The organism is Bacillus sp. AFS031507 (assembly GCF_002584635.1).
Taxonomy (GTDB): domain Bacteria; phylum Bacillota; class Bacilli; order Bacillales; family Cytobacillaceae; genus Neobacillus.
Window position 1 is genome coordinate 321417 of the sequence record NZ_NUOW01000002.1, and the last position, 20651, is coordinate 342067.

Consider the following 20651-nt stretch of genomic DNA (forward strand, 5'->3'; position numbering starts at 1 on the left):
TTATCACCTATCCCTTTGGATTATTCTTTCTACTAAGAACACAGACCACGAGATTATGTAAAGGTAATCCTCCCCTTTTCAAAAGATCCCGACAAAAAACGGCAAATTTTTAATAGAAATGTAAACTATTAAAAAATTGCCGATACCTATTCTATGAAACGGGACTGAATCTTTTCGTATAGATGCACTACTATTATAAGGTTCTGCATCAAGAACAAAAATGTGCCTTAAAAACTGTTTTTTTGAAGTATTTTAAAAATATCAAAAAAAACCTAGTCAAAATTGACCAGGTTCATCTACTTTCTATAAATCGGGTCTTCTGCCCAACGCTTTTCTAGTTCTTCTTTCGTGTAAATAAGTCGCATCGGATTTCCACCAACAAAACATCCAGGAGGAACATCCTTATGAACTAAAGTTCCCGCCGAGACAATCGCCCCATCACCAATCGTCACGCCTGGAAGTATTGTCGAATTTGCACCGATCATCACTTCACTGCCAATAACTACCGGACCCAGCCGGTATTCTTTAATTAAATACTCATGCGCAAGAATGGTCGTGTTATAGCCGATGACGGTATTGCGGCCGACGCTGATTTTTTCTGGGAACATGACATCCAGCATAACCATTAAGGCAAAGGAGGTCTGCTCACCCACTTTAAGGCCCAGAAAAACACGATAGAGCCAATTCTTCATCCCCAAGAATGGCGTATAGCGTGCCAGTTGGATCACAATAAAATTTCTGACAACCTTCCAAAAAGGCACAGTCTTGTAGACGTGCCATAAGGAATTTGCCCCTTCAACGGGATAGCGGATCGTATTTCTCACTCATTTCACTCCCCGAGAATGGTTAATAAGTCGGCCATGTTCTCTAGAATATAATCTGGTTCGTACTTTGCAATATACTCTCTACCTTTAATCGACCACGCACAGCCAGCCGTTACAGTCCCAGCATTTTTGCCTGCTAAAATATCGTGGTAATTATCGCCGACCATCATCGTCTCTTCAGGCGAAGAATCCAGCTGTTCTAATGCTTTAACTATCGGTTCTGGATCAGGCTTGGTCTTGCTGACATGTTCGTAAGCAACAATTACCTCAAAAAATGATTCAAGGTTCATCAGACGCAGACCCTTCAATGTCACATCATGACGTTTCGTCGTTACAACTCCGAGCTTATACCCTTTTTCTTTTAAGGATCGAACCGTTTCCGAGACACCGATAAATTCCTTCACTAGCCTATCATGATTAGCAATGTTAAAGGTGCGGTATTCCAAAATCATTTCCTCGACCTGATCAGGGTCGATACTGCCAAACGCCTCGTGCAGCGTAGGTCCGAGAAATGGCAGCACATCCTCACGCTGGTACTTGCTTGGGTAGTATTTTTCCAGTGTATGCAGGTAGGTCGTAATAATTAATTCATTCGTGTCAATTAATGTTCCGTCTAAATCAAATAGAATCGTGGTAATTTTGTTAGTCATAGGTTGCTTCCTTTCTTTTCACAAGCCCCGAGCGTTTCCAAATCGTACCGACAATTAAGGTTAACACAATTGCAACCCCGATCCGGATGAGAAACAACGGCAATACCGGAATACCAAGCGGAATAAAGATTAACGTATCCTCAACAACCGCATGGCAGGCCATTAGAAAAATAAACGCCAAGGTAATATCCTTTTTGCTGACTCCATCTTCTTTAACTGCCTGAATCATCACACCCGCACCATAGGCTAAGCCGAACAATAGGCCGGCTGCCATCGTGGTCGAAGTGTTCTCCTGCATGCCCAAGGTTTTGGTAACCGGAGCCATCGTTTTTGAAAACTTATTTAACCATTGTAAGTCTTTTAAGATTTGAATCACGATCATAAGCGGAATGACAATCATGGCCAACTGCAATATACCCAGCCCTGCTTTTTGAATGGCTTCAAGGAGAATTCCGCCGACTCCCACTGCAGGTTCAGCACTCTGCTCAATAAATCCATATTTAGCAGTTTCTCCGCCGCCATGCCAGACAAGATTAATCACTGCTGCGGAAAGCAAGGCAAGACCTGGTCTTGTGACGAGAACAATCCACAGCTTTACACCGGCTTTCATGGCAACGCCTGATTCAATAAATAAATTATGTGAAAATGACAGCATTACTGCTAAAATAAACACTTCTTTTACCGAAAAATCAAGCGTTAAAATTGCTCCAATCGCCGCATAAAGGTTGAGAAAATTCCCAAGTACAAGCGGAATGGCCGCATCCCCTGACAAGCCGATCAGCTTCATAAGCGGGGAAATCACTTTAATGATCCATGGCAGTACGGGTGTATACTGCAGTACGGCCACGATCAGGGTCACAGGAAAGATAACTTTTCCCAATGTCCATGTTGTCTTAAAGCCAACCAGCAACCCCTTTTTCAATGAATTAAATAGCATTTCCCCCATACTCTCCTTTAAGAATTCCTGTTAGAGATTCTCTTGATCTAAATAACGTCTCCCCGAAATTTGCTTTGTTCGACGATAAATGAGAATGGCTAGTGCACCAATCACTAATGCAATCGAAATCGTTTGCGCCATCCGAAGACTTCCAAGCATTAAACTATCGGTCCGTAAACCTTCGATAAAAAAGCGGCCGATCGAATACCAAATCACATAGGTTAGGAACAGTTCCCCGCGCCGGAAATTGACTCGACGTAAGAAAATTAATAGGAAAAAGCCTGCAAAGTCCCAGAGAGATTCATAAAGGAACGTTGGATGATAGTAGGTTCCGTTAATATACATTTGATCAATAATAAATGTAGGCAAGTGTAAGTTTTCTAGGAAGGTTCTTGTTACTTCTCCGCCATGGGCTTCCTGGTTCATGAAATTACCCCAGCGGCCAATTGCCTGTCCGAGAATAATACTTGGTGCGGCAATGTCAGCAATCTTCCAGAAAGAAAGGCCGCGTTTTTTGGAAAACACATAGGCGGTCAGGACGGAGCCAATTAATGCACCGTGAATGGCGATGCCTCCATTCCAAATTTGCGGGATATCCGCCGGATGTTTGACATAATAATCCCATTCAAAAATAACGTAATAAATTCGGGCCGAAATAATCGCAATCGGAATGGCCCATAGCATTAAATCTGCAAACGTGTCTTTATCAAGTCCCCGCAGATTACCTTCCCTTATGGCAAGGTACAAGGCAAGTGCCAGACCTGATCCAATAATAATCCCATACCAATGCACCGATATAGGCCCAAGTGTAAAGGCAATCGGATTTAGCGGTTGAATTGTTTCGTTCATCTGTCTATCTCCTCTTCCCCTTTAAATCTCTTCATGGTCACCGTCTTCAATGACATCAGACAAGCGCTCGGTAAATTGTTGCGCAGCATTCACGCCCATTCGTTTCAGACGGAAATTCATGGCCGCTACTTCAATAATAACCGCGAGATTTCGTCCCGGACGAACGGGGATGGTTAACTTAGGTACATCCGTGTCGATAATTTTCATTGTCTCTTCATCCAAACCAAGACGGTCATACTGTTTTTTGGAGTCCCAAATTTCTAAATTCATAACGAGCGTGATGCGTTTATTACTGCGGACTGCACCTGCACCGAACAGAGTCATCACATTGATAATCCCTAAACCGCGGATTTCTAGTAAATGCTCGATTAAATCCGGAGACGTTCCAACTAAGGTATCCTGGTCTTCCTGACGAATTTCCACGCAATCGTCCGCGATGAGACGATGACCGCGCTTGACTAATTCTAATGCGGTTTCACTTTTACCAACACCGCTTTTTCCTGTAATTAACACACCAATCCCATAAACATCCACTAAGACACCATGGACAGCCGTCGTTGGCGCCAGCTTGCTCTCTAAGTAATTGGTTAGGCGGCTGGAGAAACGGGTCGTTTTCATGCCCACACGTAGAACAGGAACTGATTCACGCTCTGATGCTTCAATCAGCTCTTTGGGTACCTCAATATCTCGGGTGACAATAATCGCTGGAGTGATATCGGTACATAAACGTTCCATTCTTGAAATCCGTTCGTTTTCGGAAAGCATTTCAAAAAATGATAGTTCTGTTTTTCCTAAGAGTTGAATACGTTCCGCGGGATAAAATTCAAAATATCCAGCAATTTCAATTCCTGGACGGGAGATGTCACTCATAGTAATCGGGCGGTTAATTCCTTCTTCACCGCTGACCAATTCAAGATTAAATTTCTCTACTATATCTTTGGTACGAACTTTCGGCATGGAAACATCCTCCTTTACTAGAAAAGCGTAAGGCGCCTGCCTATCGGCGATATAGGGAGACTTTTCGATGGCAAGCATAGCGTTGCCAGAGAATTAGTCTCCCTTACTGCGTACATAAAGCGTTAGCTTTATGTAGCCAAGCATAAGACGAGCCGGCATGAAGGTTGCTCTTTAACCTTCTTGACGGATTGGCGTATGACCTCGAGCCGATGGCGCCTGGAGCTAGACAGCAATAAATTTTGAAAACATAAAAATTCCATTTCCATTCATTTTAGCATTTTTTAATGAATAACCATACTTTCCTGTCTAAAAAATTGATTTGGATATTTTTTTCAAAAAAAGAGTGCACACCTATTAATTAGGTGAACACCCTTCCCATTAATCCTTCGATTTTCTTGATGGTTGCAGAAGCGTTTTTTGAATAATCAAGTTTACAAGTGACATAAGTAGAGCGAAAAAGAATGCCATGCCAAAACTAGAAATCTCAAAGGCATCACCCATCAAATAATCCGTCAGTTCAAGCGTAATGGCATTGATGACAAATAGAAACAACCCTAAGGTTAAAACTGTTACTGGCAAAGTAAATAAAACCAGGAGCGGGCGCACCAAAACATTTAATATAGACAATAAAATGCTTGCCTGAAGTGCGGCGCTAAATCCAGTTAATTGAAAGCTTTCGTGAAAATAACCCGCAAGTGCCATAAATAAAACCGCATTAATTAAACATCCAATCAGCCATCTCATTTTCGGCTCTCCTAGTTATACATCTTGTGATTTATGAATCGCGATGGAACCAGTTTTTGTGTCAGCATAGATTTTCACCATTTTATCAGGATGATTAATAGATTGGAAGCGGAGCAATTTCTGAATCATCTCGCTTTTCTCCTCCAGTACCTGCACACCGACTAGGTGCAAATTAAAACCGCCAAGATTGGTCTTTAGCTCTCCATTTACTGGCAACCCTTCAGGAACGAATAGGTCGATCCCGCCAGTGGTCGCTTTTACTTGTATTACTTCTGCGCGATTTCCGTTTACATTATAGCTGATGTTTCCATTAAAGGATTGCGTTTCAACTTTTTTGAAATCACCATCAAGTTTGATTCCCCCGTGAATGGTCTCTGCCTCAAGATCATCAATTTGACTGTTGATAATCTTGATTTTTCCGTTCGCTGTTTCAACCTCTGCTTTTTTTCCTTTTATCCGTTCAAGGTTTATTTTCCCATTTGCGGTTTTCACCCTTAGGTCAGCTACATTCATTTCTTCCCCTAATATTGTGCCATTAAACATCCTAATACGCACGCGCTCATACTCAGATTTTGGCACATAAATAACGGAATCAACTTTCATCCACTTTTGCTGTGTCATAAAACGTAATCTCTGATTCTCAACAGAAAAAACGACATCTCTTAAAAAGTTCTGCCTCGCTTGGTCTGAGTTTTCAACCCTAAATACCTTCGCCTGGCACTCAATTCGTACATCCGGCTGGTCCCATGCAGCAATCTTTATGGACCCATTAGCTACATCAATGTCCATATTTGTCAGGTCGACATCACCTTGGTGGAAAATATGAGAGATTTCAATGGATTGGCCAAAGTTCAAATCAAAATCAAAATCTTTGATTTTTTTTAATGCTGAATCGACAAAATCAAAAATCTTCTCCTTTGTCGATTGGTATTTCGCCTGTAAGGGGTCTTCCTTTTTCGTTTCTTCAAAATTCACAGCTGTCGAGAGTTCATTCACTATTTGCTCTTGCTTCTGCTCCATCGTCTGCTGGGCCTGTTCGAGTTCATCAAGCAATGTTACAGCTTCATCAACGGTCAACTTGCCTTCTTCAACCATTTTTAAGATCCGCTTTTTTTCTTCTTTCATCTTTTCCACCCCAGAATCATAAATTTGTCTCACTTTATACTTATTCAGAAACTAAGACCTTTACGCCTTTGATAATGTTCCATATGACGACAACAAGCCAGATAATCAAAAGGACAACCATACTTATAATGGTAAAAGCAGGCACTCTGTCTTGAATAGTGGCGAAATCATAGTAGATACCGAAAACAATAAATGGTGTTGGAATAAGTGGAATTAAATGAGATAGTAGTGACTTTTTGGCATGTCTTTTTGTGACTTCATCTCCCGTCGCGATAAACACGATCAGCGGAAAAATAAACCCAGCGAAAAAAATACTAAAATAGCACAAGCTTGAAAGAACCTTTCTCGTTTCCATTTTTGAGCCCAACTCCTTTATCGTTTATTTACGAAATGGGAGAGGAGAAAGTTTCGTATATTTTTAGAAAAAGTGGGTGCCTTCTTGGTTGGCGTTTGAATTAGGCAGCTTTTTGGTTTGGAATCTGCCAACTTGATCCGGATTTCTGCCAAACTTTGAATTTATTCCGCCCACCTCACTATTTATTCCGCGAACTCTCAAACTTATTCCGCCGATTCCAGCGATGATTCCGCCAAACCCACATTTACGGCTCCAGCTTCTAAATAAGTTTATAAAAAAGAACCGAATTAAGAAGGCATCCCCTCCGAATTTCGGCTCTTCTATACTACCTATGCTTTTATGGTACTCTTATCTTGAATTTCCTGTTTCATTCGTAACCGGTCACGTTCAAGAATTGGTTTTAAGTACTTGCCCGTATATGATTCAGGAACTTCGGCTATCTTTTCAGGTGTTCCGGTTGCCACAATCGTTCCGCCCTTGTCGCCGCCCTCAGGTCCAAGATCGACAAGGTAATCGGCTGCCTTAATGACATCGAGATTGTGCTCGATCACTAACACAGTATCGCCATTATCAACCAAGCGCTGCAGCACAACGAGCAAACGTGAAATGTCATCGACATGAAGACCTGTTGTCGGCTCATCTAAAATGTAAAAGGATTTCCCTTGCGAGCGACGGTGCAGTTCAGAAGCGAGCTTGACGCGCTGCGCTTCTCCTCCAGATAAAGTTGTCGCCGGCTGCCCTAATTTAATGTATCCGAGGCCAACATCATAAATGGTTTGCAGCTTGCGGCTGATTTTTGGAATATTTTCAAAAAATTCAACTCCAGCTTCCACGGTCATATCGAGGATATCTGAAATGTTTTTTCCTTTGTACTTTACTTCTAAGGTTTCACGATTATATCGCTTGCCGTGGCAGACTTCGCAAGGTACATACACATCGGGTAAAAAGTGCATTTCAATTTTGATAATCCCATCACCGCGGCACGCTTCGCAGCGTCCGCCCTTCACATTAAAGCTGAAGCGGCCCTTTTTATAACCACGGACTTTCGCTTCATTTGTGTTCGAAAACACATCACGGACGTCATCGAAAACCCCGGTATAGGTGGCAGGATTCGAACGGGGTGTTCGGCCGATTGGCGACTGATCGATATCGATGACTTTTTCTAGATACTCAATTCCTTTAATGCTTTTATGTTCACCAGGTTTTGTTTTTGCACGGTGCAGCTTTTGTGAAAGTGATTTATGGAGAATCTCGTTGATAAGGGTACTTTTCCCCGAACCCGATACACCTGTTACTGCAATAAACATACCAAGCGGAAGCTTCACATTGACATTTTTTAAGTTATTTTCAGAAGCACCCTTGATTTCAATAAAACGTCCATCCGGTTTGCGGCGCTCGAGTGGCAGTGGAATAAACTTCTTCCCTGATAGATATTGACCTGTCAGTGAATTCGGGTCAGCCATCACCTCAGCAGGTGTACCAGCCGAGATGATTTCACCGCCATGCACCCCGGCACCTGGGCCGATATCAATCAAATAATCGGCAGCAAGCATGGTGTCCTCATCATGCTCGACGACAATCAAGGTGTTGCCGATATCCCGCATGTTTTGCAATGCTCCGATTAAGCGGTCATTATCCCGCTGATGCAGTCCGATTGACGGTTCATCCAAGATATATAGGACACCCGTTAAACGCGAACCGATTTGTGTGGCCAAGCGAATCCGCTGGGCTTCCCCGCCTGAAAGCGTACCAGCTGTCCGGCTCAGTGTTAAATAATCGAGACCGACATTAATTAAGAAACCTAGCCGTTCACTAATTTCACGGAAAATTAATTTGGCAATTTGCATTTCTTTTTCTGATAGCTTCAATTCTGCAAAAAATTGATTCGCTTCTTCAATCGAAAGGTCGGTAACATGGGCAATATGACGTCCATTAATTAGGACAGCCAAGGTTTCCTTTTTTAAACGATATCCTTTACAAGTTGGACATGCCTGCTCGCCCATGTATTTTTCCATTTGCTCACGGATGTAATCTGAGCTTGTCTCTTTGTATCGGCGCTCAACATTTCGGATGACACCTTCAAATTCAATATTGCCCTCACGAATCTGGCCAAAATCATTTTCATAGCGGAAATAAATCTTTTCACGACCACCCCCATAGAGGACTTTTTCCAACAAGTGTTCAGGGATTTCCTTAACAGGGGTATTCATATCCACACCGAAATGATTGCATACGGCCTCAAGCAACTGCGGATAATATTGAGAACTTGTTGGCTCCCACGGGGCAATCGCATGCTCTTTTAGTGTCAAATCACGATTAGGAATAACCAGATCGAGATCGACTTCAAGCTTAGAGCCAAGCCCATCACATTCTGAGCAGGCGCCAAACGGACTGTTGAAGGAAAACATCCGAGGTTCTAGTTCTCCAATTGAAAAACCACAGTGCGGACAGGCATGATTTTCACTAAATAACAGTTCTTCTTGTCCGATAACGTCAACAATAACCTTACCTTCGCCCAGTTTCAGCGCTGTCTCGAGTGAATCGGCAATCCTTGCCGATACCCCTTCCTTGACAACGATCCGGTCGATAATAACCTCAATCGAATGCTTTTTGTTTTTTTCAAGTTCGATGTCATCACCAAGGTCAATCATTTCCCCATCCACACGGACACGGACAAATCCTTGTTTCTTGATATCCTCGAACACCTTCACATGTGATCCTTTACGGCCTGAAATAACAGGGGCAAGGATTTGCATTTTGGTCCGTTCCGGGTATTCTAAAATACGGTCGACCATTTGCTCAATCGTTTGCGAGGAAATTTCAATTCCATGAATTGGACAGGTTGGGTGTCCGACCCTCGCAAATAATAACCGTAAATAATCATAGATTTCTGTCACCGTACCGACCGTTGAACGAGGGTTCCGGCTTGTTGTTTTTTGATCGATGGAGATGGCCGGAGAGAGACCCTCAATCGCATCCACATCCGGTTTATCCAACTGTCCAAGGAATTGCCGCGCATAGGCAGACAGGGATTCGACATAGCGCCTTTGTCCTTCTGCATAAATCGTATCAAAGGCAAGCGAGGACTTTCCTGAGCCGGAAAGTCCCGTCAGTACAACAAGCTTATCTCTCGGAATGGTGACATCTATATTTTTCAAATTGTGGGCTCTGGCGCCTTTCACAATCAGTTTTTCCATTGCCATTGTAACGTCATCCTTCCGCCTTAAGTTCCAATATTAAATCACGAAGCTCAGCTGCGCGTTCAAAATTTAGCGCCTTGGCTTCGACCTTCATTTCTTTTTCCATCGTGGCAATTAGTTTTTCTTTTTCTTTCTTCGACATTTTACTAAATGATGCCGCTGGTTTGTAATCTTCCTGATCTTCTGCTGCATGGGTGGCACGGATGACATCGCGAATATCTTTCTGAATCGTCATTGGCGTGATTCCATGCTTGCGATTATATTCTTCCTGGATGGCACGACGGCGTTTCGTTTCACTTATTGCTAATTCCATCGAGTTTGTGATTTTGTCTGCATACATTATGACGTGTCCATGGGCATTCCGGGCGGCACGGCCAATCGTTTGGATTAACGACCGTTCGGAACGAAGGAATCCTTCCTTGTCGGCATCCAGAATCGCGATGAGCGAAACCTCTGGTATATCCAGTCCTTCTCGGAGCAGGTTAATTCCGATGAGAACGTCATATTTGCCGAGACGTAGTTCTCGGATAATTTCAATTCGTTCGAGTGTCTTAACCTCCGAATGTAAATATTGAACTTTGATACCGATTTCCTTTAGATAATCGGTTAGGTCCTCGGACATTTTTTTCGTCAAAGTGGTAACCAGGACACGTTCATTTTTCCTAACCCGTTCGTGAATTTCACCAATCAAGTCATCGATTTGCCCCTCAATTGGACGGACCTCAAGTGTTGGATCCAAAAGTCCTGTCGGGCGGATAATCTGCGAAACCATTTCCGGCGTATGCTCAAGCTCGTATGGTCCAGGTGTAGCCGAAACAAAAATGATATTCTCGATATGCTTTTCAAACTCATCAAACATTAACGGCCGGTTATCAAGCGCCGATGGCAGACGGAAGCCATGATCAACAAGCACTTGTTTCCGCGCTTTATCCCCGTTAAACATCCCTCTCACTTGCGGTAAGGTAACATGCGACTCATCAATCACCATCAAAAAGTCCTTTGGAAAATAATCAAGCAGTGTATAAGGTGTCGAGCCCGCATCCCTTAAGGTTAAATGGCGCGAGTAATTTTCAATCCCAGAGCAAAAACCCATTTCACGCATCATTTCCAGGTCATAGCGGGTGCGCTGTTCAAGTCGCTGTGCTTCGAGCAATTTATTATCATCTCGCAGTTCTTCCAGACGACCTTCCAGTTCTTTTTCAATATTTTCAATCGCAATTTTCAGCTTTTCTTCCCTTGTAACGAAGTGGGATGCTGGAAAAATCGCTACATGTTCTCGTTCCCCAATGATTTCTCCGGTTAATGCATCGACCTCTCGAATCCGATCAATTTCATCACCAAAAAACTCGACACGCATGCAGTGCTCATCACGAGAAACAGGGAAAATCTCAACAACATCGCCACGGACACGGAAAGTTCCGCGCTTGAAATCGATATCGTTTCGGTCGTATTGGATATCGACTAATCGGCGCAATAGTTGATTGCGTTCCACTTCCATTCCCGTTCTGAGCGATAACACCATTTCACTATATTCTTCAGGAGAACCTAATCCATAAATACAGGAAACAGACGCAATCACAATCACATCTTTCCGTTCGAATAGGGAAGATGTCGCTGAGTGCCGCAGTTTATCAATTTCATCGTTGATACTAGCATCTTTTTCAATGAAGGTATCGGTCTGTGGGACGTAAGCCTCTGGCTGAAAGTAATCATAATAACTGACAAAATACTCGACTGCGTTGTTTGGGAAAAATTCTTTAAACTCACTGTAGAGCTGTCCAGCTAGTGTTTTGTTGTGGGCGATGACAAGGGTAGGTTTATTTACTTCTTTAATCACGTTGGAAATCGTAAATGTTTTACCCGTACCTGTAGCGCCAAGCAGCGTCTGCTGGCGTTTATTGTTTCGAATACCCTCGACTAATTGTCTGATTGCCTCGGGCTGATCCCCTTGTGGCGAGTACTTTGAAACTAATTCAAATTGGTCTTTCACAAATATTCCCCCTCCCGAAATATCAATCACTTTTCAGCATATGTACCTTGTTATGGACCGGGATGGTTGCTTTCAAGTGTATCCATAAAATTCATATTAACATTTTACCACATTCCCCTAAAAACAAACCAATAATATGCGAACGAATATTCGTTTTTTTAAAATTTCAACACAAAAAGCCTGCCAGTTTCCTGACAGACTCACTAAAACTTCGAATGTATTAACTCTTATTAATGACCCTCTGCTTCATTTTTTCAGCCATCCAAAACCCTGCTGTTAACGAAAAGGCATCCACTACAATGAGCATAAATGTATTGGTATACCCTTTATATACAGAAGTAGCAATCAGGGCAACGGTTAAAATTAGCCCGATGACCCGGTTGTAAGTAACCCTTGTAAAAAGCAAGACCAGCAGCCCTGGAAGAATAAGTGCTGAAAAATATCGAATAACGGTTTCCAATGAGTACACCTCATTCATACATTAATCTCTGTTAATTCATTCTAGAAATTATTGCACATAATTGCAACAAAAATGATACATGAACTGCCTTCCGAAGCGTATTGGCTTATTTTTCCATTCTAACATTGATTATACCTTCGTTTTGCTGTGTAAATAAACTAGTTACCACGAATCCCAGGAGAGAAAGCAGAATAGGGAGGACCACCGTATGAAACCCAAATGCATTTGGATAAAATTGATCTAATAAAATATAAGACCCCATCCCTAAAACCATCGAAGTGATTGCTCCATATTTATTGCCCTTACTCCAATATAATCCTAAAATAACCGGCCAAATAAAGACCGACTCGAGTCCCCCAAAAGAAAACAGATTCAACCAAACGATTAAATCAGGTGGACTTAACGAGAACAGAATGACTACAATTCCAATAATCGCCGTCACGCTGAAACTAACCTTTTTCACAAGGTCGTTCCCTGCATCCGGCTTAATGTAATTTAAATAGACATCTTTTACAATAGCAGAGCTAACCAAAATTAATAGAGCGTCCACCGTCGACATGATGGCTGCCATCGGTGCAGCGAGAACGATGCCCGCAGCATAGGGCGGCAGTACTTTCATCGATAACAAAGGCATAACAGTATCGCCGATTTTCACACCTGGCAGAACCGGTCTTGCGAACACGCCAATGAGATGCATACCCAGCATGATAAAACCGACGACAATAGTTCCAATAATAATCGCACTATGCATGGCCTTTGAATTTTTATAAGACATCGCTCTGACAGCAATTTGCGGCAAGCCGACGACGCCAATTCCTACTAAAATCCAAAAAGAAGAGACAAAGGATGGCGTTAAACTACGTTCTGCACCATAGGGACTGATTAAATTAGGATTTTCCGCTGCTAAATCTGATATGATCTTCGGAATTCCACCGCCTGCTTTAATCGTTGCAATGAGAAGGATTAACGTTCCCCCAAACATGACTACACCTTGGATGGTGTCTGTGATCGCAACCGCACGAAAGCCGCCTACAATAACAAAGACGAGGACTGAAAAAGCAAAGATTAATAAAGCAGTCGTATATGGCAAACCTGTTAAACTTTCTACCAAACGTGCTCCGCCAATCCATTGGGCGGTCATCGATGAAAACAGAAAGATGATAATACTTGCGGCTGAGAATAACACAACCGCTTTACTTTTATAGCGCTCTTTTAGAAAGTCAATTAAGGTGATTGCCTTGTACTGACGGGATATAATCGCAAATTTCTTCCCCAATACCATTAATGTAAAATAACCGGTTGCTAACTGGGCCATAGCAAGCAGGACCCAGCCTAATCCTTGCGTATAAGCAACCCCGGGCCCTCCGATAAAGCTGCTGGCACTTCCATACGTCGCAACCATCGTCATTGCCAGGATGAATCCGCCCATTTGACGTTCCCCTAAAAAGTACTCCTCCAAGAAAGAATTGGATTTAATAACAAATTTGTTTGACCACATCCCAACAGCGAAGATAATCAATAAGAAAATAAGTAATGGTGTAATGACGGCCCAGTTCACTTGATTTCCCCCTCTTCCACTTCAAAGGGAACATCCTTGAATAAAACTCTTACGGCAAAAATAACGAGTATAACCATAACAATAAAGCCAAGAATACAGCTGTAAAAAAACCATGCTGGCAAACCATATATGTACGAATATTGTTCTACTTTGGCCGAACCAAGCCCATACGCAAAACCGTACCACCAGATAAAATTAATCAAAACAAGAATAATTCCAATTAGGGCTTCTCTGTGAGCGATCTTGAAACGCTTGTCCAGTGGATTGCTGCTTTTTTTCATTTGATTCCTCCAGGGTGAAAATTCTCTCTAACATCATCAAGTTATTTTACCCAATAATGAAAAAATAACCAATTGAAAACAATCAAAATATCATATAATAATCTATCCCCTTGCGTAAAGTTTCCGTCCTATTAGAAAATAAGGGATGCCATAGGTAAATTTGGGAATGATGCAACAATCCTAAATAGTAATAAACTTCTTTATTTAATAATACTTACAAAACAAAAAAACAACGATTCTCATTCGTTGTTTTTTGTTTTGTATCAGGGTTATAAAGACCAATAAGTTAATGTAACAAAGAATAGTAGAAACATAGTCGGACAGAATGCTAGTGAAAAACTAAATCCTAACATAAAAGAACCGAATGGATTTTCACAGCTGTTTTGGCTTAGTCGTTATATTGTACCTTCAGGTTGCAAGGAACAACTATAAGTTCCTTTTTCAATTTGAATAGTGGCATGTTCAATGCCGAATTGGTCATGCAATTCCTTTGTTAATTTTTGAAGCAGCTCATCATTATCATCTATTTCAGATCGAATTATATGAACGGTTAGGGCAGCCTCTGTCGTACTCATTCCCCAAACATGCAGGTCATGAATTTCCAAAATCGTTGGTAAACCCCTTAAGTAATCCTTAATTTTACTAATATCAATGCCTTCTGGTACGGCATCAAGTGATAAGTTAATGGATTCCTTTAATAATCCCCAAGTTCCAAATAGAATGACAATGGAAATTAAAAGACTTACTAGAGGGTCAAGCCATTGCCATCCTGACCAAAGAATTATAAACCCTGCGATCACTACACCAAGTGAAACTAATGCATCTGCAGCCATGTGCATGAAAGCCCCACGGATATTTAAATCGTTTTTTCTTCCTGACATAAAAAGTAAAGCTGTAATAGTGTTAATCACAATGCCAATGATTGCTACGATGATAACCGTTTTTCCAGCAACTGGTTCTGGAGAAGAAAATCGTTGGATAGCCTCCCAGGCAATAGCACCAATTGCTACTAATAAAAAAACAGCATTGAATAGCGCAGCTAAGATGGAACTTCTTTTATATCCATAAGTCCGCTTTTTAGTAGGTGCTTTTTTTCCTAACCAAACGGCAATCCAAGCAATAATTAAACCTAGAACGTCACTTATGTTATGTCCTGCATCCGCAAGCAGTGCTAAAGAATCCCCTAGGATACCGTATATAATTTCAACAATAATAAAAATGGTATTTAAAATAATCCCAAATCCAAATGCAAAGCCATAGTTGGCTGGTGCATGACTATGGCTATGTCCATGACCGTGACTGTGACCATGGTTATGACCATGGCTATGATTATGTCCCATTCCGATCTCTCCTACTTAAATTTTATTATGACAAGCATGCTCAATTGCTTGTTGTACCCTTCCATTAAGAGGCTTCCCACTTGAGGAAGCCCAATTTTATTTGTCTTTTACTCGGAGAAGTCGTAAACCATTAAGAGTCACAATAAGAGTTGCTCCCATGTCTGCAAATATCGCAATCCACAGGGTTAACCAACCTGGAATCACTAATAATAATGCTAAAAGTTTAATTCCTAATGAGAAAGTGATATTTTGCTTGATGATAAATAATGCTTTCCTGCTTAGTTTTAACGTAAATGGTAGTTTCCCTAAATCATCTGCCATTAAAGCTATATCAGCTGTTTCTATAGCTGTATCCGTTCCAGCCCCACCCATCGCTATTCCGACTGTCGATGCAGCTAAAGCTGGTGCATCATTTACACCGTCTCCGACCATTGCCACACGGTCAAATTTGGTTCTGAGTTCTTTAATAAGTGTTAATTTATCTTGAGGTAAAAGATCCGCTTGTATATCAGAAACCCCTACCTGCTTTCCTATCGCATTGGCGGTCCCTTTGTTATCACCCGTTAACATGATGGTTTTTTGAATACCTAATGAGTGAAGTTTCTGTATCACTGATTTACTGTTCCCTCTCACTCCGTCTGCAACTGCGAGTAGTCCCAATATTTCAGTTGAAGTACCTGCAACCATCACTGTTTTACCTTTATTTTGCAAGTCAGAAATGGTTGCTTTTAGATTCGATGGAATTTTATTTGATAGGATTTCATCGAATAAATTAGGGCTTCCTACATAATACATTTTACCGCTGACCCTACCTTTGATGCCTTTACCTGTAATGGAAGTAAAGTCTTCAATCACTAAATCTTGATAAGGTAAGTTTACCGACTCTGCTTTCTTCATGATTGCTGAAGCCAAAGGATGCTGAGAACCCTTTTCTAAAGCTGCGATAATGGAAAGAAGTTCATTCGAATTTGCATTTGGTTGAGGTAGATAATCCGTTACAACAGGTATTCCTTCTGTTAAGGTACCCGTTTTGTCAAAGGCAATGGCTTTAATGGCTCCCATTTCCTCTAAATGAATCCCACCTTTGATCAGAACACCGTTTCGTGCAGCATTACCGATCGCAGTAACTATGGACACTGGAGTGGAAATGACAAGAGCACAAGGACAACCAACCACTAATACAGCAAGACCCTGATAAACCCATTTGCTCCAGTCCCCATCAAATAAAAGTGGTGGAAGTACGGCCACTAACAGCGATATGAACATGATTACAGGTGTATAATACTTAGCAAAGCGATCGACAAATGCTTGAGATGGAGCCCTTTCTGCTTGAGCTTCCTCTACAAGGTGAATAATTTTTGCAATAGTCGTATCGTCCACATGTTTAGTAACTTTTACTTCAAGCAATCCTTCTTCATTTAGTGTTCCTGCGAACACTTCATCATCTATGGTTTTCGAAACTGGAACAGATTCACCTGTAATCGCAGCTTGATTCACAGCGGATAATCCTTTAACTACTTTTCCATCCATGGCAATTTTTTGTCCTGGTTTTACAATTAAAATATCCCCAATCCGAATATCGTCCACTTCTACTGTAAATTCTTGATTACCTCTTCGTATTAAGGCCTCTTTTGGAGCAATATCCATTAGGGAACGTATCGATTGTCTGGCTTTATCCATTGAATAGGATTCTAGAACCTCACTAATGGCAAACAGGATGACAACCGTTGCTCCTTCTCCCCACTCACCGATAATTGCTGCTCCAATAACGGCGATCGTCATCAAGGTTCTCATATCAAACTCTAATTGGAATAAGTTCTTCAATCCTGTCGTAAACAGTCGATGACCGCCTACTAAAATAGAAGCCCCAAACGCTAAAATCGATGAGGTACTCTCTTCACCATACATTTGTCCTGACATCCAGCCAATGATCAAGAAAACCAATGAGGCGATAACAGATGAATGTTTTTTCAAAAACGGCTCTTTTTTCTCTTCAAATTTTTGTTTTTCAGGTATGACTTTTATCTTTTCAAAGGCCCCTGCTTTCTCTATTTCCTCTATAGTCGTTTCACCATAAACTGTAAGTTTAGAAGCACCGAAATTTACACTTGCATTAGCAACACCATCCAGGTGTTGTACGTTCTTTTCGAACTTTGTCGCACAGCCCGCTCAGGTGAATCCCTGTACACGGTAAACGGTTTTTTCATTGGTTTGTTCTAAAGCGTTACTCATGAGATTTCACCTCCTGTTGATGTTCAAATGCAGTCTTAATCAATTGTTTTACATGATCATCATCCAATGAATAGAAAACTAATTTGCCCTCTTTTCGATATTTCGCTAATCCTAAATTTCGAAGAAGTCGTAAATGGTGGGAAGCAGTAGCCGTTGAACTTCCTACAATGTTTGCCACGTCACATACACATAATTCATCTTCTTCACTTAAGGCAAAGGCAATTTTAATTCTAGTATCATCAGATAAGGCTTTGAATATTTGTGATACAGACAGAGTATCTTGCTGTGAAATAGAACCTTTTAAACGTTTTACTTTGTCTTCATCCACGCAGGTTACTTCACATACATCATCGTGCTTCATTTTTTCACCGCCCATTATTCAAATGTCTATTTGATTATTAGTATATGTTGGTTCAAAAAAATGGTCAAATGATTATTTGAATGTTTTTTAGTCTATTCAAGGAATTTCCTCAATTAAAAGGAATTTCAATTTTCATATTATTTATAATGCTATTGTATTAAATAATATTATAGCGTTATAATATGGCAGTGTGATAATTCGTTAACGTACTAAAGGGAATTAAAATAAATTGCTAAGGTGGTAGTTCTATTATGAAACGGTTAATACCTATGATTCTAGTAATAGCAGCACTATTCTCGATCCTTACAGGATGTTCGTCTAAATCATCAGGAGCAAAGGACAACACGCTCGTGATTGGGATTGATGATAAATTTGCCCCGATGGGTTTTCGCGATGAGAACAATAAAATTGTTGGTTTTGACATTGACTACGCGAATGCTGCTGCTAAAAAGATGGGGAAAAAGGTCAAGTTTCAACCAATTGATTGGAGCACAAAAGAAGCGGAATTAAGCAGTGGACGGATTGACCTAATTTGGAACGGATACACTATTACGGATGAACGTAAAAAGAAAGTTCTTTTCACGAAGCCATATTTAAAAAATGCACAAGTGGTTGTTACATTGGCTGATTCACAGCTTACTAAATTAGATGATTTAAACGGGAAGGTTGTTGGACTGCAAACACTATCTTCTGCAGCTGATGCTTTGGATGCCGCACCTATTAAAACTAAAATTAAGACGGTTACCGAATTTGCAGATAATGTCCAGGCCTTAACTGACTTAAAAAGCGGTCGTTTGGATGCAGTAGTAATTGATGAAGTTGTTATCGATTATTATATGAAAAAGGAAAAAGAGTCTTTTAAAGTACTTCAAGAATCACTTGCTCCCGAAGAATACGGAATTGGAGTTAAAAAAGGGAATGAAGCATTACTTGAAAAGCTGCAAAAAGCACTCGATGAGATGAATGAGGATGGCACAGCAGCAGGTATCTCTGAAAAGTGGTTTGGCGAAAATAAAGTATTAAACTAATACCGAATATAAGGCGAACAGGATTTCCATTGGGAACCCTGTTTTGCTTTTGGAGGAACTTATATGTCTTTTGATTATCTGATTTCCATACTTAAACCAATGCTCGAAGGCGCCCAGATGACAGTCCTCTTGTTTGTCATTGCGATTGTGGTTTCGATTCCACTTGGGTTTATATTAACGCTAGCTGTCGGCAGCCGTTTTAAGCCTGTGTCCCTGCTTGCACAAGGATATATTTACGTGATGCGCGGTACACCGCTCTTGCTTCAGCTGTTATTTATCTGTTTCGGGCTGCCGATGATACCAGTAGTTGGAGAATACTTAGTTTTGGACCGCTTTGTCGCTGCCTGTTTAGGTTTTATCTTGAACTATGCTGCCTATTTCGCAGAAATCTTTCGCGGCGGGCTTCTTGCGATTGATAAAGGTCAATTTGAGGCATCGCAAGTGCTCGGCCTGAATAAATGGCAGACGTTAACAAAGGTCATCCTTCCGCAGATGTTCCGGATCGCCCTTCCCGCTGTCGCGAACGAATCCGTGACATTGGTCAAAGATACCGCACTGCTCTATGCGGTTGCCGTACCGGAATTGTTACATTTTGCGCAGACAGCTGTAAACCGCGACTTTACCATCGTTCCTTTCTTCGTCGCCGGTATTATTTACTTGATCATGACGCTCCTCTTAACGATGGTGTTTAAATGGCTCGAAAAACGGTTCAAATTTGAATAAGAAGGAGTGGTAACTATGCCTATCATGGAAATAGCTAACCTCAAAAAATCGTATGGGAATTTGGATGTCCTAAAACAGATTAGCTTTGATGTAAATAAAAATGATGTGGTAGCCGTCATTGGTCCCTCTGGTTCCGGGAAAAGTACGATGCTCCGCAGTTTGGTCCATCTTGAAAAAATAGACGGTGGCACGATTTGTGTCTCCGGTAAGCATTTAGTAAAGGACGGCGTCTATGCAAAACCCCTGGAGATAAAAGAGATCAATGCAAAAATGGGGATGGTCTTTCAGCATTTTAACCTCTTTCCGCATCTTACGGTGAAAGAAAATTTGGAACTTGCTCCAAAAATGCTGAAGAAGGAAGCGCCCGCTAAAATTCAGCAACGAAGTAATGAACTACTCGAGAAAATCGGGCTTACTGACCGGGCATCAGCCTATCCAGCCAATCTCTCAGGCGGGCAAAAACAACGAGTCGCCATTGCCAGAGCGCTCATGTTAAACCCAGAAATTCTGCTTTTTGATGAGCCTACTTCTGCATTGGACCCCGAATTAACTGGTGAGGTATTACAAGTGATGAAGGATCTGGCCGAAGAACACATGACGATGATTGTTGTGACACATGAGATGGGCTTCGCCAAGGAAGTAGCAAACCGGGTTATTTTTATGGACAATGGGGAGATTGTGGAATCTGGTTCGCCCGCCGAGTTGTTTACAAACCCTAAGAATGAACGAACGAAGGCTTTCTTGAAGCGTAGCTTATAAGAGTATGATTGGATAATAAATGCGGGTTTCGGAGTTCATCGAAGCTTCATGAGGACAATCTTCACTTTTCCATGCTGAGTTTTGTCCTCATGAACACTCCATGAGGACAGTTTTTACTTTTTCATCCTTAGTATTGTCCTTATGAACACTCCATACCGATCTTGCAGTCAGTTGTTATTTATCCACAGAATCATCTTTCGGAGCTATCCAGAACGCCACTACAATCGTCACAATCATCACAAGAAACGGGGCATAAAAGAGTAAGAAATCATCCACGT

Annotated in this window: 20 protein-coding genes and 1 pseudogene; 3 read left to right on the forward strand and 18 right to left on the reverse strand. The window is 41.4% G+C overall.

Going from position 1 to position 20651, the window contains the following annotated elements; all coding sequences use genetic code 11:
• Window positions 1-296: 296 nt before the first annotated feature.
• The 17 genes and pseudogenes from COE25_RS03500 to COE25_RS03580 all read right to left on the reverse strand — a co-directional run bounded on the left by COE25_RS03500 (window position 297) and on the right by COE25_RS03580 (window position 17863).
• Window positions 297-824, reverse strand: coding sequence for an acyltransferase (locus COE25_RS03500; protein WP_098930988.1), 528 nt, complete (start codon window positions 822-824; stop codon window positions 297-299).
• Window positions 825-829: 5 nt separating this feature from the next.
• Complete coding sequence (gene ppaX, locus COE25_RS03505) at window positions 830-1474, reverse strand: pyrophosphatase PpaX (protein WP_088089572.1); 645 nt, start codon at window positions 1472-1474, stop codon at window positions 830-832.
• On the reverse strand, window positions 1467-2411 hold the full coding sequence (locus tag COE25_RS03510; protein WP_088090567.1) for a nucleoside recognition domain-containing protein: 945 nt from the start codon (window positions 2409-2411) through the stop codon (window positions 1467-1469). The genes ppaX and COE25_RS03510 overlap by 8 nt, the downstream gene beginning before the upstream one ends.
• Window positions 2412-2441: 30 nt before the next feature.
• Window positions 2442-3260 (reverse strand): prolipoprotein diacylglyceryl transferase, encoded by an 819-nt coding sequence (gene lgt / locus COE25_RS03515; RefSeq protein WP_098930990.1) that lies wholly within the window; start codon window positions 3258-3260, stop codon window positions 2442-2444.
• A 21-nt stretch (window positions 3261-3281) separates the two neighbouring features.
• Window positions 3282-4217, reverse strand: coding sequence for an HPr(Ser) kinase/phosphatase (gene hprK, locus COE25_RS03520; RefSeq protein ID WP_088089574.1), 936 nt, complete (start codon window positions 4215-4217; stop codon window positions 3282-3284).
• A 378-nt stretch (window positions 4218-4595) separates the two neighbouring features.
• Window positions 4596-4961 carry a phage holin family protein gene (locus COE25_RS03525; protein ID WP_098930992.1) on the reverse strand — a complete coding sequence of 122 codons (366 nt, stop codon included), beginning with the start codon at window positions 4959-4961 and terminating at the stop codon, window positions 4596-4598.
• 15 nt (window positions 4962-4976) lie between these two features.
• The gene (locus COE25_RS03530) at window positions 4977-6086 is read right to left on the reverse strand and encodes a DUF4097 family beta strand repeat-containing protein (protein ID WP_098930994.1); all 1110 of its coding nucleotides are present in this window, start codon (window positions 6084-6086) and stop codon (window positions 4977-4979) included.
• Between the two features lie 40 nt (window positions 6087-6126).
• The gene (locus COE25_RS03535; protein WP_088089577.1) at window positions 6127-6441 is read right to left on the reverse strand and encodes a magnetosome magnetite crystal formation protein family; all 315 of its coding nucleotides are present in this window, start codon (window positions 6439-6441) and stop codon (window positions 6127-6129) included.
• Window positions 6442-6770: 329 nt separating this feature from the next.
• Entirely contained in the window at window positions 6771-9644 is a 2874-nt protein-coding gene (uvrA, locus tag COE25_RS03540; RefSeq protein WP_098930996.1) for an excinuclease ABC subunit UvrA, read from the reverse strand.
• 7 nt (window positions 9645-9651) lie between these two features.
• The gene (gene uvrB, locus COE25_RS03545) at window positions 9652-11631 is read right to left on the reverse strand and encodes an excinuclease ABC subunit UvrB (protein WP_088089579.1); all 1980 of its coding nucleotides are present in this window, start codon (window positions 11629-11631) and stop codon (window positions 9652-9654) included.
• A 220-nt stretch (window positions 11632-11851) separates the two neighbouring features.
• The gene (locus COE25_RS03550) at window positions 11852-12091 is read right to left on the reverse strand and encodes a DUF2198 family protein (protein WP_256942472.1); all 240 of its coding nucleotides are present in this window, start codon (window positions 12089-12091) and stop codon (window positions 11852-11854) included.
• Window positions 12092-12197: 106 nt separating this feature from the next.
• A complete protein-coding gene (panF, locus tag COE25_RS03555) occupies window positions 12198-13649 on the reverse strand; it encodes a sodium/pantothenate symporter (RefSeq protein WP_098930998.1) in 1452 nt (483 codons plus the stop codon).
• Window positions 13646-13930 (reverse strand): YhdT family protein, encoded by a 285-nt coding sequence (locus COE25_RS03560; RefSeq protein WP_098931000.1) that lies wholly within the window; start codon window positions 13928-13930, stop codon window positions 13646-13648. The genes panF and COE25_RS03560 overlap by 4 nt, the downstream gene beginning before the upstream one ends.
• A gap of 287 nt (window positions 13931-14217) precedes the next feature.
• Window positions 14218-14304 (reverse strand): annotated as a pseudogene (locus tag COE25_RS03565) (sulfite exporter TauE/SafE family protein); the annotation flags it as partial.
• 21 nt (window positions 14305-14325) lie between these two features.
• Entirely contained in the window at window positions 14326-15270 is a 945-nt protein-coding gene (locus COE25_RS03570; RefSeq protein WP_098931002.1) for a cation diffusion facilitator family transporter, read from the reverse strand.
• Between the two features lie 96 nt (window positions 15271-15366).
• Window positions 15367-17502 (reverse strand): heavy metal translocating P-type ATPase, encoded by a 2136-nt coding sequence (locus COE25_RS03575; RefSeq protein ID WP_098931004.1) that lies wholly within the window; start codon window positions 17500-17502, stop codon window positions 15367-15369.
• On the reverse strand, window positions 17495-17863 hold the full coding sequence (locus COE25_RS03580) for an ArsR/SmtB family transcription factor (protein WP_088089585.1): 369 nt from the start codon (window positions 17861-17863) through the stop codon (window positions 17495-17497). The genes COE25_RS03575 and COE25_RS03580 overlap by 8 nt, the downstream gene beginning before the upstream one ends.
• Before the next feature lie 251 nt (window positions 17864-18114).
• Between COE25_RS03580 and COE25_RS03585 the strand changes: the two genes are divergently transcribed.
• The 3 genes from COE25_RS03585 to COE25_RS03595 all read left to right on the forward strand — a co-directional run bounded on the left by COE25_RS03585 (window position 18115) and on the right by COE25_RS03595 (window position 20373).
• Window positions 18115-18891, forward strand: a complete 777-nt coding sequence (locus COE25_RS03585) for an amino acid ABC transporter substrate-binding protein (RefSeq protein ID WP_180247405.1) — start codon at window positions 18115-18117, stop codon at window positions 18889-18891.
• 63 nt (window positions 18892-18954) lie between these two features.
• Window positions 18955-19614 carry an amino acid ABC transporter permease gene (locus COE25_RS03590; protein WP_088089587.1) on the forward strand — a complete coding sequence of 220 codons (660 nt, stop codon included), beginning with the start codon at window positions 18955-18957 and terminating at the stop codon, window positions 19612-19614.
• Between the two features lie 15 nt (window positions 19615-19629).
• Window positions 19630-20373, forward strand: a complete 744-nt coding sequence (locus COE25_RS03595; protein ID WP_088089588.1) for an amino acid ABC transporter ATP-binding protein — start codon at window positions 19630-19632, stop codon at window positions 20371-20373.
• Between the two features lie 174 nt (window positions 20374-20547).
• Here the strand turns inward: COE25_RS03595 and cydS are convergent, their stop codons facing one another.
• Window positions 20548-20649 carry a cytochrome bd oxidase small subunit CydS family protein gene (cydS, locus tag COE25_RS32180; RefSeq protein WP_373408512.1) on the reverse strand — a complete coding sequence of 34 codons (102 nt, stop codon included), beginning with the start codon at window positions 20647-20649 and terminating at the stop codon, window positions 20548-20550.
• Between the last annotated feature and the right edge of the window lie 2 nt (window positions 20650-20651).

What these genes read in the sequence shown, in the direction of transcription:
- ppaX (WP_088089572.1), bottom strand. Translation starts at nt 1,474, where the DNA reads ATGACTAACAAAATTACCACGATTCTATTTGATTTAGACGGAACATTA.
- COE25_RS03510 (WP_088090567.1), bottom strand. Translation starts at nt 2,411, where the DNA reads ATGCTATTTAATTCATTGAAAAAGGGGTTGCTGGTTGGCTTTAAGACA.
- lgt (WP_098930990.1), bottom strand. Translation starts at nt 3,260, where the DNA reads ATGAACGAAACAATTCAACCGCTAAATCCGATTGCCTTTACACTTGGG.
- hprK (WP_088089574.1), bottom strand. Translation starts at nt 4,217, where the DNA reads ATGCCGAAAGTTCGTACCAAAGATATAGTAGAGAAATTTAATCTTGAA.
- COE25_RS03525 (WP_098930992.1), bottom strand. Translation starts at nt 4,961, where the DNA reads ATGAGATGGCTGATTGGATGTTTAATTAATGCGGTTTTATTTATGGCA.
- COE25_RS03530 (WP_098930994.1), bottom strand. Translation starts at nt 6,086, where the DNA reads ATGAAAGAAGAAAAAAAGCGGATCTTAAAAATGGTTGAAGAAGGCAAG.
- COE25_RS03535 (WP_088089577.1), bottom strand. Translation starts at nt 6,441, where the DNA reads ATGGAAACGAGAAAGGTTCTTTCAAGCTTGTGCTATTTTAGTATTTTT.
- uvrA (WP_098930996.1), bottom strand. Translation starts at nt 9,644, where the DNA reads ATGGCAATGGAAAAACTGATTGTGAAAGGCGCCAGAGCCCACAATTTG.
- COE25_RS03560 (WP_098931000.1), bottom strand. Translation starts at nt 13,930, where the DNA reads ATGAAAAAAAGCAGCAATCCACTGGACAAGCGTTTCAAGATCGCTCAC.
- COE25_RS03570 (WP_098931002.1), bottom strand. Translation starts at nt 15,270, where the DNA reads ATGGGACATAATCATAGCCATGGTCATAACCATGGTCACAGTCACGGT.
- COE25_RS03580 (WP_088089585.1), bottom strand. Translation starts at nt 17,863, where the DNA reads ATGAAGCACGATGATGTATGTGAAGTAACCTGCGTGGATGAAGACAAA.
- COE25_RS03585 (WP_180247405.1), top strand. Translation starts at nt 18,115, where the DNA reads ATGAAACGGTTAATACCTATGATTCTAGTAATAGCAGCACTATTCTCG.
- COE25_RS03590 (WP_088089587.1), top strand. Translation starts at nt 18,955, where the DNA reads ATGTCTTTTGATTATCTGATTTCCATACTTAAACCAATGCTCGAAGGC.
- COE25_RS03595 (WP_088089588.1), top strand. Translation starts at nt 19,630, where the DNA reads ATGCCTATCATGGAAATAGCTAACCTCAAAAAATCGTATGGGAATTTG.